The organism is Balneolaceae bacterium (assembly GCA_034521495.1).
Classification (GTDB): Bacteria; Bacteroidota; Rhodothermia; order Balneolales; family Balneolaceae; genus Rhodohalobacter.
Genome location: JAXHMK010000004.1, coordinates 59,257 through 74,305, shown reverse-complemented (window position 1 = coordinate 74,305; position 15,049 = coordinate 59,257). Strand labels below are relative to the sequence as shown.

12 protein-coding genes are annotated in these 15,049 nt (G+C 41.6%); 11 read left to right on the top strand and 1 reads right to left on the bottom strand.

What is annotated here, in order from left to right; translation table 11 throughout:
• Window positions 1-57: 57 nt before the first annotated feature.
• The 10 genes from U5K72_01120 to U5K72_01075 all read left to right on the top strand — a co-directional run bounded on the left by U5K72_01120 (window position 58) and on the right by U5K72_01075 (window position 11,498).
• A complete protein-coding gene (locus tag U5K72_01120; protein ID MDZ7717402.1) occupies window positions 58-1,746 on the top strand; it encodes a CRTAC1 family protein in 1,689 nt (562 codons plus the stop codon).
• Between the two features lie 45 nt (window positions 1,747-1,791).
• A complete protein-coding gene (locus U5K72_01115) occupies window positions 1,792-2,781 on the top strand; it encodes a hypothetical protein (protein MDZ7717401.1) in 990 nt (329 codons plus the stop codon).
• Window positions 2,759-3,187 (top strand): hypothetical protein, encoded by a 429-nt coding sequence (locus tag U5K72_01110; GenBank protein ID MDZ7717400.1) that lies wholly within the window; start codon window positions 2,759-2,761, stop codon window positions 3,185-3,187. The genes U5K72_01115 and U5K72_01110 overlap by 23 nt, the downstream gene beginning before the upstream one ends.
• A gap of 10 nt (window positions 3,188-3,197) precedes the next feature.
• Complete coding sequence (locus U5K72_01105) at window positions 3,198-5,198, top strand: c-type cytochrome (protein ID MDZ7717399.1); 2,001 nt, start codon at window positions 3,198-3,200, stop codon at window positions 5,196-5,198.
• Window positions 5,199-5,205: 7 nt separating this feature from the next.
• Window positions 5,206-6,390, top strand: a complete 1,185-nt coding sequence (locus U5K72_01100) for a two-component regulator propeller domain-containing protein (protein ID MDZ7717398.1) — start codon at window positions 5,206-5,208, stop codon at window positions 6,388-6,390.
• Between the two features lie 75 nt (window positions 6,391-6,465).
• Window positions 6,466-7,044, top strand: a complete 579-nt coding sequence (locus U5K72_01095; GenBank protein ID MDZ7717397.1) for a Rid family hydrolase — start codon at window positions 6,466-6,468, stop codon at window positions 7,042-7,044.
• Window positions 7,045-7,056: 12 nt separating this feature from the next.
• Entirely contained in the window at window positions 7,057-8,313 is a 1,257-nt protein-coding gene (locus U5K72_01090) for an ABC transporter substrate-binding protein (protein ID MDZ7717396.1), read from the top strand.
• Between the two features lie 10 nt (window positions 8,314-8,323).
• Window positions 8,324-9,460, top strand: coding sequence for an ABC transporter substrate-binding protein (locus U5K72_01085; GenBank protein ID MDZ7717395.1), 1,137 nt, complete (start codon window positions 8,324-8,326; stop codon window positions 9,458-9,460).
• Between the two features lie 86 nt (window positions 9,461-9,546).
• A complete protein-coding gene (locus U5K72_01080; GenBank protein ID MDZ7717394.1) occupies window positions 9,547-9,906 on the top strand; it encodes a response regulator in 360 nt (119 codons plus the stop codon).
• A 329-nt stretch (window positions 9,907-10,235) separates the two neighbouring features.
• Window positions 10,236-11,498 (top strand): HAMP domain-containing sensor histidine kinase, encoded by a 1,263-nt coding sequence (locus U5K72_01075; GenBank protein MDZ7717393.1) that lies wholly within the window; start codon window positions 10,236-10,238, stop codon window positions 11,496-11,498.
• Between the two features lie 106 nt (window positions 11,499-11,604).
• On the opposite strand, the gene U5K72_01070 is transcribed toward U5K72_01075, so the two are convergent.
• Window positions 11,605-12,033, bottom strand: coding sequence for an SgcJ/EcaC family oxidoreductase (locus tag U5K72_01070; protein MDZ7717392.1), 429 nt, complete (start codon window positions 12,031-12,033; stop codon window positions 11,605-11,607).
• A 338-nt stretch (window positions 12,034-12,371) separates the two neighbouring features.
• On the opposite strand from U5K72_01070, the gene U5K72_01065 reads away from it, so the two are divergent.
• On the top strand, window positions 12,372-14,828 hold the full coding sequence (locus U5K72_01065; protein ID MDZ7717391.1) for an outer membrane beta-barrel family protein: 2,457 nt from the start codon (window positions 12,372-12,374) through the stop codon (window positions 14,826-14,828).
• Window positions 14,829-15,049 lie beyond the last annotated feature (221 nt).

Sequence of the window (15,049 nt, the reverse complement as noted above, 5' to 3'; positions counted from 1 at the left end):
TAAAACTATCCTTCAGCTAAGTAAGCTATCCAAAGATTTAAGTCGAAAAATGGATTTATGATTTTCAATTTTGTGACTGGCAAACATAACAGGGCACTACTTATTATAGTACCATTTTTAATTGCAGCCGGTTTTTCCTTTTCCACATGCAATCAAAGTAATTCAACTCCTTCTGCATTGCCTGATATGCCTCCTGTTGGCGAAGATTTTTTTATGGATGTCAGCGAATATTCGGGTATTGAATTCACTCAAACGTTTGGAGATGATCTGTTGTCCAATGTGGTTGAAACGGTTGGATCCGGTGCGGCATTTCTGGATTATAACCAGGATGGCTTTATGGACCTCTACATTGCAAATGGGTCGTACTCCGAGCAATTCAGTGAAGGTGAGAAACCACGAAATCTGCCAACGAACAAACTTTACAGGAATCTCGGAAATGGTCAGTTTGAAGATGTAACAGAAATTGCCGGTGTGGGTGATTCTGGTTTCGGTTCAGGAGTATTAATCGGGGATTATAATAATGACGGTTATCCGGATATTTATGTTTCTAACTATGGCCCGAATGTTTTTTATCATAATAATGGAGATGGTACTTTTAGAGAAATAGCCCGCCAGGCCGGTGTTGCCGGTGAAAGTGATAAATTCAGTGTTGCTGCACTCTGGATTGATTATGATTTAGACGGCCTGCTTGATCTTTATGTAGCCAATTACCTGGAGTACGATCCCAAATATAACCTGTTCTACACGCCGGACGGCTACCCGGGACCGTTGAATTTTGACGGACAGCCGGATGTTCTTTATCGGAACCTGGGAGATGGCCGGTTTAAAGATGTAACCCGTGAGACGGGAGTGTACCGGAAAGACGGCAGGGCAATGGGCGTGGGAACGACAGATTATAACAACGACGGTTATCCGGATATCTATGTGGCAAATGATATGATGACCAATTATCTGTTCCGAAATGATCAAGGTAAAGGCTACACGGATGTTGGGATGGTATCTCATGCAGCGTTTAATCATACCGGGGAAGCCACATCAAGCATGTCTGTGGTTTTTGGAGATTATGACGATAACGGATTCACCGATATGTTTGTAACAGACGAATCCTACAGTGCGCTCTATACCAATCTTGATGGTGAAAGATTTGTCGATCTTTCCTATCAATCGGGCATTGCAATTCCAAGCGGCCAGTTTGCCGGATGGGGCTCATCTTTTCTGGACTATAACAACAATATGGATCTCGATATTTTTAAAGTGAACGGAGAGATTCAGCACCTTCACGGGCAGGAAGACCAGGTCTTTGAATACAGGCAAAACCGAACGTTCGAAGACGTTTCTTTGACTTTAGGACCGTACTTCGAGGAAGAAAAAGTGGGAAGAGGTGCCTGTTTTGGTGATATCGATAATGACGGAGACATAGACGTCTTTATTTCAAATCTCGGAGACAATTTTACCCTGCTTCGAAATGACAAAGGAAATCTGAATAACTGGATTTTGATTAATCTTGTAGGCACTACCAGCAACAGGGATGGAATAGGTGCAAAAGTTAAAGTTGTTGCAGGCGGAAAAACCCAAACGATGGAAAAGACAAGTGCCGGAGGATATCTCTCCCAAAACGATCCGAGAATTCATTTTGGACTGGCAGGACATTCAATCATCGATCAGATAGAAATTCGCTGGCCATCCGGAATCGTCCAGACAATGGAAAATGTAGAAGCGAATCAAATTCTTACCATTCAGGAATAAGAGCCCTGATATGCGCAGAAGAATTGTATTTATCGGAATTATCAATTGCTGCTCTTTGCGCTGTTCCTGATTATTCGTACAGGTTCAGAAGAGACAATACCGGATTCGATTTTGGTTTTTACGAAAATGCCTGCTGCTGAAAATCACTTGGCAGGCGGTAGTGAGAATGTACCTCCCGATTATAAAGAAGCAAGAATTGTAAGCCTGAACTATGAAAACCCTGAAAGTGGTATAAAAAATTTAACGTCTGATTTTTACTCTGCTACTTCTCCTTCACTATCTTTTGATAATCAGCTGATCGTTTTCTCCGCAAAAGTAAATCAAAACGATTCATGGCAGATATGGACGATGAATCTGGATGGATCGGCTAAGAAAAAAGTATTCGAGAGTTCAAAAAATTGCTATACACCTTCCTTTTTGCCAACAGGTGATATTGTGTTTTCCTGTGAAATTGAAGACCCGGAGATTGGAAAAACCTATCCGTTATTTAAGATTCTGGAAGATGGTTCCGGGCTTAATCAACTAACCTTTCATCCGCATCGTGATTTTTATCCATCCATTCTGTATGACGGCCGGATCGCCATAATCAGCCAGCAGTTCTATCCCACTAAAAAAAGTCGCCAATTTATGGTTTTGAGGCCGGATGGAACCAAGTCTCAGGCGTTTTATCATGATCAATCTGATTCTCAGATCAAAAGTACTGTACGCGAGAGTAGGGAAGATAAATTGATATTCGTCCAGGGAGATGGAAATGTGGATGAACTTGTGGTTTTGTCTTATGCAAACCCGCTTCTTCCCAAAGAGATTATTGCTACTTATGATGCAGGGGCAATCCAATCTGCAGGTATCCTCGATTCAACACGTTTGGTGATTTCTGCAAAAAGCGGATCGGAGGGAGTATTTGGTCTTTCAGCAATCAGTTTTAAGGGTGATGAAGAATTAATCTATAAAGATGAGGGCTATCACTCTGTTCAACCGGTTGTAGTTCGCAAGCAAAAGAGTACCCAAAAAGTTGCCATCTTCAATTTCCGATGAAGAGGGATCGGGTATTCTGATCAGTCAAGACGTTAATCATTCGCAAATTGAGACAGATGGAGATTCGAAAACGAAATATGTTCGAATTGAAAGTACTGATAAAATATTAGATGAGATTGAAGTGGCCGGGGATGGCTCCTTCTACCTTAAAGTTCAGTCCAATATGCCCATCCGATTTGTCAGCCTTGATGCCAATAGAGAAAGGCTGAGAGGGCCTTCCGGTTGGATGTGGCTTCGTACTAATGAACGCCGTGCGTGTATAGGGTGTCATGCAAAAAAAGAGATGTCGCCTGTAAACCGGGTGCCTATGGCGATTAAAAAGGAGCCGGTCATAATCACGGATACTTCAAGAATTACAAACATGGCCGAGGTACAGGCTCTCCGGGAAATGATAAATAAAAAGTGATTCCAGAAAGTTGAAGACAAATAAAAAAATAGTACTTACTACCCTTTTGGCCGTTACGGCTTTGGTTTTTGTATTTGTCGCAAAAAGAGGGCACGACTGGGCCCGGGATCATGTAGATCACATGACAGCAACAACAGGATTCCCGCTGACATGTACCAACTGCCATGTTGGTCGTCAGGTGGATAATTTATTCACTCAGTTTTTAACGGATGACTATCTCTCTCCTTTTAATGTGGCAATTTCACCCGATGGAAATTACCTCTACGTAGTAGGCCAGGAGGATAACTCATTCTCTATTGTTGACCTAAATGAAAAGGTGGTCATTAAAAAAATTGAAGTGGGAAATCACCCGCATAGTGTGACACTTAATGAAGATGGCACATCTGCATATGTTTCGAATCAATGGGATGACAATGTGATAGAGATCCTGCTTCCAGAGGGTAATATTGTGGATACTCTTCAAACAGGAGCAGGCCCGGCAGAACTTCAATATGAGGGAGAAGGGAATATGCTCTATGTGGTCAACACGTTTACATCAGATGTTTCAATTATTGATCTTTCATCCGGGCAAGAGTTAAAACGGCTTTCAGTTGGCAACAACCCGACCGGGGCCTCTTTAACACCCGATGGAGAAACTTTAATGGTGTTAAGCCGGCGAACAAAACATATAGAATTCAGAACGCCACCTAAGGTGGAAGCCACTTTTATCAGCACGTCGGAGCAGCGATTGGCAGATAGAAAAGAGTTGATGTCAGCACATATCATGGAAAACATTGACTATACGCCTGAAGGTGAGCTGGCGCTGTTTACCCTGATTCGGCCAAAAAATCTGGTGCCGGCCGTTCAGATTGAAAATGGATGGATGATTAATCATGGAATTGGTGTCTATAATACATCCACCGGGAAAATGTATCAATTACTGCTGGATGAGCCGAATAAATTCTATGCCGATCCTTTTGATGTAAAGGTTTCTCCGGATGGAAAATACGCCGTCGTATCTCATTCAGGTGCGAATATTTTGAGTATTATCGAGATGAGCAAGTTAAAATCTCTGCTATTGAGAATTGACGCCGGAGAGATTAGAATGCCGGAGAATAACCTGGGGTTAAGTAAAGAATTTGTCATCAAAAGAATAGAGACCGGATCCGCTCCAAAAGGGATGGCGTTTTCACCGGATGGATCGAAACTCTACTATGCAGAATATTTAAATGATAAAATTGGCATTGTAGATATGACATCATTCAGTAATGGAGAATCGATTGTATTAAGTAAAGCAGATCAGAATACACCGATCAGGCAGGGACAGAGACTTTTTTACAATGCAGGGGGAACCTTTCAATATCAATATAGCTGCTATACTTGTCATCCCGACGGCCACGAAGATGGGCTTACCTACGATATGGCTCTTAAACCGGGGATAGACCTCACAAATGTTCAAACTCTGCGGGAGCTCCCCAAAACATCACCGTTTAAATGGAACGGGCATAATGTAAGTGTATATATGCAGGACGGTATGAGATTTTCGAAATTTGTAACCCGTACTGAATCATATTCTCCCGAGGATCTGACCAATCTTACATCCTACATTTTGACGCAGCTAAAGCATCCGCCAAACAGGTTCCGTCTGCCAAATGGTGAGCTGACAGAAGCTCAAGAGAGAGGAAAAGAAATTTTTTACAGGACTATGACAAATGATGGGCGAGAAATACCTGTCGGGAATCAATGCGTCACTTGTCATCCTCCACCCAATTTTACCAACAGGACGAATGCAGATGTCGGCACGAAAAAAGAACATGACAGCCCGGGTATGACATTTGATTCACCGAATTTGAACAATATTTATGAATCCGCACCATACTTGCACGATGGCAGCGCGCAAACCCTGGAAGAGATCTGGACAATTTACAACGACAATGATGAACATGGAGCTGCCAACGACATGACCAAGAATCAACTGAATGATTTAATTGAATACTTAAAATCACTGGGATCCGCCAAGTATTATAAATGAGACCATTATGAAAACCATACATCGAAAACCATATTGGACAGCATTCGCTGCTTTATTTTTCATCGGTATCTTTTTCATTTTTGCTTTCAGCAAAGGAAACAAGATGAATAAAGAGGCTTTTGCAGATGAGAGCCTTGTTGAGATAGAATCTGCCGGTAAAGCCGGAGTGGAGCTGCCCGATGAAGATTCCGGGAACTTACCAATCTTCAGAAAATGGAAGAATTTTAACATAGAAGATGGCCTTCCATCCAACAAAATTTCCAGCATTCAAATTGATGGGGACCGAGTTTGGGTTGGCACCGATAAAGGACTGGCTATATATGAGGAGGGCGGGTTTTCAGTGATTACAACAGAAGACGGCCTCTCCCATAACTATGTGCTGGATATAGATATTAGTGAGCTCACAGGCGAAGTTTGGATTGCCACAATGTCTGGCCTGACAAAATGGTCGGCAGGTGAGATGGAAGTCTTTAACCAGTTTAACAGCGGTTTGGCCAATGATGTAGTCTATTCGGTCGTAACTGATCGCGAATATGTATGGACTGCAACGGCTGCAGGAGCATCTAAATTAAATACGTATACCAGCCAGTGGGAAATATTCAATGAGCAAAATTCCCCGATGCATGAACCCTGGACTTATGGTGTAGCCAATAGTGACCAAAAGATTTATATCGCTGCCTGGGGTGGTGGAGTACTCGAATATTTCAAAGATTCAGGCCGTTTCAGGGTGCACCGGGATCCCGATCACCAGATGCAAATTGATCTTTATCCCGATGATGGTGTTGTACATGATATTACTACGGGAGTTTCTTATGCAAATGATATTCTTTGGGTAGGTACCTATTTCGGATTGAGCCGGTATGATGGTACAAATTGGCAAAGTTATTTCGATCATGACAGCGGCCTTGCCAGCAACTTTATTAATTATGTGAAAGCACAGGATAACGTTATTTACATCTGTACGGATAACGGATTCAGCACTTTTAATGGCCATCGATGGGCCACTTATAAGAATGAAAGCGGAACGGGAAAAATTATTATAACAGAAGGCGATAACAGTCGCGAACTCACCACTTCAAATGCATTGTCAAACAATTATATATGGGCAATGGATGTAAATGGAGATGAAATATGGCTTGCCACAGCAGACGGTTTAAGCTTCTCCAAAGCTTCGGAAATTGTGCAATTATAAAGTTAAAAATGCATCTAAAAAATTTATGAAAGAAAGAGTCTTTAAAAACAGAATAATCCAAAAAATAACAGAATCATGAATAATGCAATAAGGCTACCAGAAAAGAAACTAAACCTGAGTACAGGTGAAAAAGAAGAGATGGTAAAGCTGGGAATTCTATCGGCTAATGAGAACTACCTGGAGTTTGAGATACCAGATATTCATGACGACCGGCCTCCTCTTCCAAAAAAAGCTGTACAAGCACCCAATGTTTTAAATGAGGCTTTTAACTATGCCCGGCCGTCTTCTTTTTCTCGTGCACTGCGGATGGAGTTTGGAGATTATTCCGTGGTTTTAATATCCGGTACGGCAAGTGTAAATGAAGAGGGGAACGCCGAACATATTGGTGATTTCAGGGCACAAACCTGGAGAACATTCAGAAATATATCGGAACTGTTGGCTTCGGAGAATATGTCTTGGCATGATGTAATTCGAACGACCTGCTATTTACGTGATATAGAACGCGATTATAAAGATTTTAATGAAGTCAGAACTCAGTTTTACAACTGGTTAAAACTCGACCCACTGCCCGCCAGTACTGGCATCCAGGCAACTCTATGCTGGGATACACTTCTGGTTGAAATTCAGGCGATTGCAGTTTGTAAAAATGTCTAAATAGATACTGTTATGATGAAAAAGTTATCATTCCTTCCACTCATATTACTGGTTGCTTTGTATGGTGAGTTTACACAAGCTCAGGAGATTAAACATTATGCGGATACTCCGGAAGAATTGTTGCCATATAGCCAATTCCTGGAGCCTTATATGTTATTCTTCGATGAATCGCAGCCTTATCTTGGGCCAGGGAGGGATGGTAACGCTCCTGCAGATCTCAAAACAGTGAAAATCGGTTTTGTAGCTCCCCTCGAAGGATCCTATGATGATGATTACGGCCAGAGTATGTTAAAAGGAGCTACGTTAGCTCTGGAAGAAGCTAATGCACAAGGCGGATATCAAGGTTTGCCTTACGAAATATTGGTAAAAAACGATGTTGGCTTATGGGGTTCCACTGGAAACGAGATTGTCGATCTGTACGATAAAGGAGTATGGGCGATAGTTGGATCTATTGATGGAAATAATTCTCATGTTGCGCTTCGGGTGGTTTTGAAGTTAGAGATGCCAATGGTGAATACAACTTCTACAGATCCTACACTTACAGAAACCCGTATACCGTGGATGGTTCGTTGCATCTCGGATGACAGACAAAACAATTATGCTCTTGCCAAACAAATATTTGAAAAAGAGGGACTGGAGAATGTGGCCATATTGAGAGCAAATGACCGTTACGGAAGGCTTGGTGTAAAAATTTTCCAGGAGAGTGCCATCAGGTTAGGTCATCCCGTGCGCATACACTTAAATTATGTTCCTGGAGCAGAGGATATTGATCCACAATTGGAAAAAATTCGAAACTCCGATTCCGAAGCGGTACTCATCTGGGGAAATGATGAGGATGCTGCAAAAATTGTAAACCGAATGCGGGATATGGGAATGAATCATAAAGTGTTCGGCAGTGATCGTTTGGTAACAGACCGGTTCCTTGAACGTACCGGTGAAAATGCGGAGGGAGTTGTGGCAATATTCCCCTACAATCCACAAAGTCAAGACCCCACCTACCTCCGGTTCGTTCAAAACTATCGGGAGCGATATGGTTCTGAGCCAGATCTTTTTGCTGCACATACATATGACGGAATGAAAATGTTAATACAATCGATTGAAGAAGCGGGTCTGAATCACGTCAGAATAAGGGATGAACTAACAAGCATCCGTAAGTATCAGGGAGTAACCGGCGAAATTATACTGGACACCACCTGGAACGATGTAGGTAAAGTTTGGCTGATGGAAGTAGAAAATGGAAAGTTTGTCGTTAAATATCCGAGCAAATAAAATCATACAGTTGCCAGCAAATATCATCAGGTATTTAAATGATTATTTTGTGGCTCTTTGTTTCTTTACGACGAGTTTTCTCATTTGCTTGTCACCCACCCTGCCTGTTTGTGCCCAATCGGTTCCGTCAACAGGCCCTGAGATTGAAGAACCCATAAAAATCGGCCTTTTGCTTACCGAAAGCCCCTCAGAAAATTCATTAATGCGCGAGGCTGTAGATGTCGTTAATTTGGTAATAAAGAAAGAAAATCAATCTGGCGGAATTCATGAAAAACCAATTAAACTTTTTGTAAAATCCGTTGATGGCAATTGGGGTATCGGGTCCAAACGGGCGGTAGATCTAATTTTTGAGAACGGTACAACGGCACTTTTAGGATTTGTTGACGGCCGAAGTGCCCATCTAATCGAACAAGTTTGCACAAAAGCTCAGGTCCCGTTCATATCCATGCTTTCCACCGATCCTGCCCTGTCCAGGATTAATATTCCATGGTTTTTCAGTACAATGCCCCATGCTGAGCAGCAGGCAAAAGTGTTGGTTGATGGGATCTCCAAAAACTATATGAACGAAAATATAGCCGTTGTCTCTTCAGATGACTATGACCAGAGTATTATTAGGAGATCCTTTCTTCAGAAGATCGAAGAAGAAAATTCTCAGATACCAAACGTCTGGACCTATCCAGCTGGTGATGTTAATTTTGCTCAAATTGCATCTGGAATATCTGAATCCGATGCTGAAGTGATTGTATTTTTTGGCAGTTCCAATGAATGGGATATATTAATCTCGCAGTTGGACTTTGATGATATTGAAATACCCGTATATACATCGATTATCGATCTCAATGATGATCAGCTTCAGAATATATCAAATCCGGTTTTTACGATTAGGTCTGGAAATTGGGATTCAGAAAAACAGAGAGAATTTCAAGCAGATTTTTACAATATGTACGGGTATTTGCCAGGAGTTTATTCTGCTTATTTGTATGATGGTACAACCGCCCTTCTCGAAGCCATCAGATCGAATGGTGCTGAGAGTGCCCATATACAAAAGGAACTTGCCAATATGGAGATCTCGGGAATAAACGGAATGATTTCATTTGATATTTTAGGATCAACGCGTTCTACATTTATGATATCTGAAATGCCCTGATTTTAAATGATGGTAGACAGAATATTTTTTGATTGCAATCATCCCTTCAGTTTTCCTTCAAAGTTATCTTATATATTTAGGGTACTATGAAATTATTAATTGTTGAAGATAACAGGGATCTTCTTGAGAATATCATAAAGTATTTGGAGAGAGAAGGACACCGGTGTGAAACGGCCGTCGATTACGATGAGGCGTTTGACAAGATCATGTCGTACACCTACGATGTGGTGCTGATCGATATTATGATTCCCAAAGGAGATGGATTGCAGGTATTGCGGGAATTGAAATCCGTGAACCCGGAGACCGGTACGATTATCATCTCCGCCAAAAATTCTCTGGATGATAAAGTATCCGGCCTGGAATTGGGCGCCGATGATTACCTCACCAAGCCGTTCCAGTTACCAGAGTTATCAGGCACGAATAAAAGCGGTCAATCGCCGGAATAATCTTGGAGGAAGCGAAATTGTTCGGGCGAATGAGATCTCCATTAACACAAAAACGCGAGAAGATTTCGGTTGATGAGAATCCCGTTGAAGTGACGCCTAAAGAATACGATCTTACTCCTCTATTTTGCATCAAATAAAAACCGGGTTCTGTCCAAACAAAATATCGCCGAACACCTGTGGGGTGATTATGTAGATCACCTGGATAATCTCGATTTTGTGTATCAGCACATCAAAAATCTTCGCAAAAAACTGGTGGATGCAGGTGCGAATGATTATATCGAGAGTGTGTACAGCATTGGGTACAAATTTAAAGCCAACAGGGCCGGATCATGAAGCTGATTACCCGATTTATTTTAATCTACCTGGTCATTACGGTGATTGTGCTTGGGATTGGCGGAGTGTTCTCATACTTCATCATAAAAGATGAAGTTGACCGAGAGCTTACATGGGAATTTATGGAGAGAATTGACCGTGTAACGTACCTGTTGGAGAGAGGGCGGGAATTTCATCATCGCAGAGATGTTGAGGGAGACCGCAACCTAATTGTGCGGGAATTGAATTATAGTGTAGAAGAGAGGGTAGAAGTGGGCGATACACTTATTTATCACGACCGGCTTGAACAAAACGAGCCGAATGTTAAAGTGTCAGCCTGGAGGAATATTAATGGACAGTCGTACTATATCTCAACTTACGGTGCCATGATTGAAACAGATGATATTACCGAGGCGGTTGTTAAAACGTTGCTGTGGATTTTAGGTATGCAGATTGTAGGAGCCGTTGGAATTGGGTTTTTGGTGTCTGGACGACTCTTTAAACCCTTCCGGAAAACACTCGAAAAAATTGCCAATTTTCAGCTTCATAAGAAGGAGTATGTTCCAGCTGAGAAAACCAATGTGAAAGAGTTTAATGATCTGAATCGATTTGTAGAGAAGATGACCCGCAAAGCAGTGGCCGACTATAAGAACCTGAAGGAATTTGCTGAAAATGCTTCTCATGAGCTTCAGACACCGCTGGCTATTGCCAAAGGGAAACTGGAACTGCTTTCTGAAACTGAACTTACCGAAGAGCAATATAAATACATAGAATCCCTTGAAAAATCGGTAAAGAAACTGTCGAGATTGAGTGAATCCCTGGCACTTCTCACCAAAATAGAGAATCATGAATTTCAGAATAACGAGAGGGTGAACCTGAGTGATATTATCAATGAGAGTCTTGAAGCGTTCAAGGAGTTTATCGCCTTAAATAATCTGACAGTTGAGACGGATGTTCAGGATGATGTTGAGGTACAAATGCATCCCGTTCTGGCTGATATTTTGTGGACCAACCTTTTTCAGAATGCAGTTCGGCACAATGTGGAGAACGGAGAGATAAAAATTGAACTGGATGATGAGAGACTCGTAATATCCAATTCGGGAGATGATCCGGAAATAGATCCCGATCAACTATTCGAACGATTCAGAAAAGCCGAGCAGAGTTCAGAATCTATTGGACTTGGTCTGTCCATCATCAAACGAATTGTGGATCAAAACAATCTGTCGATCAATTATACCTTTGAAAGCGGATGGCATCGAATTGAGGTCTATTTGGATTGAATGATTCATCCAATGATTTGAGGGAAACACAGAGACTTCGTTTCACCGGTTTTATTCTGAAGATTCATTCCCATTCCAAATATCATGAGTTGTTTTCCAGGTGCCGTCAGGTTGCCTTTGCAGGATATTCAGGTATTTGGAAGCAGATTCCAATGTTTCCGTTCCATCTTTTGGAGTCAAGCGTTACTTTTGCAATTCCACGGCCATAAGCAAGATCGCCTTCTACTCTAACTTCTACATAATGGCTTTCCAGCTCAGGTTTATATTCATCAAAAATAAATTGATAATAATCACGTACCGCATCTCTTCCTTTCATTGCCGGCACACCCGGTGCCATTAAAATTGCATCTTCAGTGAAATGCTCTGCGATTCCGTCTGCATCAGAATTGTTGAAAGCTTCTGCCCTCGCACTGCTGACTGCCGTTATTGCGTCTATATATTCTTGATTGGACTGTTTATCCGATGGTTTTTCTTTTGAACAGGTGAGCAAGAGCAAGATTGTCAAAGGTAAAAGAAGTACGTGATTCAATTTCATGGCAGGAGGATTAAATAGCTATTTATTTGATTTCATTTACGTTACCAGGTAAAAAAATATTAAACATTAAACGAATTGTCGATTAAAACAATTAAATAACAAACATGAACATACTGTTAAAAAGTACAACTTTTAAGATGCGTTTAATGATGGAAAACGAGATTGAAACAGATTTCATTTTGTGTGTACCGTCAACCAGATATCGCATCTCGCAGTGGAGGGCGTTCTTTAAAGAATGTAAAATAGGCTCAACTTCAAGTTTGCTTCAATATTCGTTCAACTTTTAAGCAGGTTCAGATTTTACTTTGGAAGAAACAATGAACTGTAAGAATAAAATCATGAAGAAATTAGTATTCTATGTAACAATTCCTCTGTTGTTCTGGGGATTATTTGTCTCGGGAGGATATGCACAATCATCAAACAGTGAAACCGCTGAGATATTCGGAACGGTTCAGGATGTGGGAGGAGAGTCCGTACCTAATGCAACAGTTGCTTTATATAATCAGGATGAGACTGAAATATTGGAAGGAACATCGAGTAAAGAAGATGGAAGCTTTACCTTGCAAGCGGAACCCGGTAATTATGTGCTGAGAGTTTCTTACGTATCCTACCAGGCTCACCAAGAAGATTTAGAATTAGCTGCCGGTGAATCGGTTGATTTGGGAACGATTGAACTGCTGAATGAGAACGCAACGCTGGATGAGGTTATAGTGGAAGGCGAACGATCGTATATGACGATGAATTTCGACAGCCGCACATTTAGTGTGGGACAGGATATTACAAGTCTTGGCGGTTCTGCATTGGATGTATTGGATAACGTACCCTCAATTACCACAGATTTTGATGGAACTGTTAGATTACGAGGGAACCAGGGAGTGCAGATTCTAATCAACGGAAGCCCATCGAATTTAGTAAGAAATGGTACTGATGCGCTTGGCAGTATTCCTGCCAATCTGATTAAGGAAGTTGAAATTATTACCAACCCATCCGCAAGATACTCTGCTGAGGGAACTGGCGGAATAATTAATATAAAACTGGTGGATGATGTACGACTTGGATTTAATGGAAGTATCCAGGCCAATACAGGATATCCACAGGATCACGGGTTGGGTGCGAATTTGAACTATCATAAAAATAATATCAACTGGTTCCTGAATTTCGATTTAGAGTATGAAAATGATCCCAGGCAAGGGCGTACATTCCAAAGCTTTAGTGGCGACACAACGTACGCATACAACGAGAATTTTGAATCTGTGGAAACCGAAAAAGAATTTGATATCAATTTTGGAGGGGATTATTACATAACACAATCTCAAATACTTACGCTGGAAACACGTGTAAGTATACAATCTGAAGTGGAAGATTCAGATGTTAGATATACCGATTATAACACCGGAAACAACCAGATATACCGGGAAATAAGAAGTGATTGGGATGTTATCCGAGAGCTCAACCAGAACGATATACAGGATGCAAGAGAAAATGACTATGATGTTCGGTTGCAATACGAAAACAGGTTTGAAGGATCCGATCATCGATTAACCGCTGATGTTGATTTTGAGTTTGGAACCGAAAGCCAAGACGCCGAGCTGCTTGAAGTTGTTAGCAGCGACGATAGTTCACCCAGTGGGTTTAACCGGCGAACTTTTTCTGATGAGATTTACAAAGAGCTTCGAATCGATTCGGATTACAGGCAGCCATTGGGTGATAACGGACGGTTTGAAGCCGGATTCCGCTTTAACTTTGATTGGATGGATAACGACTATACAGTTGAAGAACTTGTAGATGGAAATTGGCAGATTGCAGATCAACAGATCGGGCTAAGTGACAATTTTACTTACTTTGAAAATGTAAATGCTCTCTATTCAACCCTGGCGGGAGACGTTGGTGTATTTAATTATCAGCTTGGCTTAAGGGCAGAGAATACACGCATTCAAACAGAACTGACTGAAAGCGGACGGGGCAGCGATCAAAACTATTTAAATCTTTTTCCAAGTGTGTTTTTGTCATATTCTTTGGATGAAGCAAACTCTTTCCAGGTAAGTTACAGCAGGCGTATATCACGTCCCCGAATTTGGTGGATATTGCCATTTACAGAGATATCAGATGTTCGAAACAGGCGGGTTGGAAATCCGGAACTGCGGCCTGAATTTGGCAACTCTTACGAGGTAGGATATCTGCGCCACTGGGAAACCGGATCAATTCTTACGAGTTTATATTATCGCTACAGAACAGATGTTACCGAACGTATTTCCACCGTTGATAATAATGGAATCACCACATCTCAACCGGTAAATCTGGCTACTGAAAAGGCATGGGGAATTGAGTTCTCTGCCGACCAGGAATTGTTTGATAATTTACAGTTGATGGGAAGCCTGAACCTGTTTCAGTCAGACCGAAATGGTGAGTTTCAAGGCGTTCAGTACAGCAGTGAATCAGAATCATTAACTTCGAGATTAAGATTGCGTTGGAGATTCGCCGATGGATGGAACTTCCAGGCGAATGCATTTTACAGAGGAGCACAGCAAACAACCCAAGGCCGCCGGGATGGCAGCCTCTTTTTTGGCGGAGCACTGGCTAAAGAGCTCTTCAACAGAAAAGCTACATTATCACTAAATGTCCGCGATCTGTTTAACTCTCGTTTAAGTGACCGGGAGATTAACAATCCAAATAGTTATACACAGAGCAGATATGCATGGTCAACACGATCATTCAGATTGAATTTCCGATACAACTTTAGCAGCGGTAACAGTGGTGGAAACAACAGAGGTGGTGGAGGTTATAGTGGCAGATAACCTATCGCGTGGACCCATCTTTTCATTATTTAAGTATACACTAAAATCCTTAAGGAGACGTGCAGGCATGAGAGCCTGAAATCTATTAATCATTCAGGTGAAGTATTATGGAGAAACTTGTGTCCACACGATAAGGCAGATATCAGGGTAAAGATGTAATTAGATATAAATTCTTATTTTTTTGAAGGCCGGCTCGATAGTTTTATTGGGACGGCTTTTTT

What these genes read in the sequence shown, in the direction of transcription:
- U5K72_01120 (MDZ7717402.1), top strand. Translation starts at nt 58, where the DNA reads ATGATTTTCAATTTTGTGACTGGCAAACATAACAGGGCACTACTTATT.
- U5K72_01100 (MDZ7717398.1), top strand. Translation starts at nt 5,206, where the DNA reads ATGAAAACCATACATCGAAAACCATATTGGACAGCATTCGCTGCTTTA.
- U5K72_01095 (MDZ7717397.1), top strand. Translation starts at nt 6,466, where the DNA reads ATGAATAATGCAATAAGGCTACCAGAAAAGAAACTAAACCTGAGTACA.
- U5K72_01090 (MDZ7717396.1), top strand. Translation starts at nt 7,057, where the DNA reads ATGATGAAAAAGTTATCATTCCTTCCACTCATATTACTGGTTGCTTTG.
- U5K72_01080 (MDZ7717394.1), top strand. Translation starts at nt 9,547, where the DNA reads ATGAAATTATTAATTGTTGAAGATAACAGGGATCTTCTTGAGAATATC.
- U5K72_01075 (MDZ7717393.1), top strand. Translation starts at nt 10,236, where the DNA reads ATGAAGCTGATTACCCGATTTATTTTAATCTACCTGGTCATTACGGTG.
- U5K72_01070 (MDZ7717392.1), bottom strand. Translation starts at nt 12,033, where the DNA reads ATGAAATTGAATCACGTACTTCTTTTACCTTTGACAATCTTGCTCTTG.
- U5K72_01065 (MDZ7717391.1), top strand. Translation starts at nt 12,372, where the DNA reads ATGAAGAAATTAGTATTCTATGTAACAATTCCTCTGTTGTTCTGGGGA.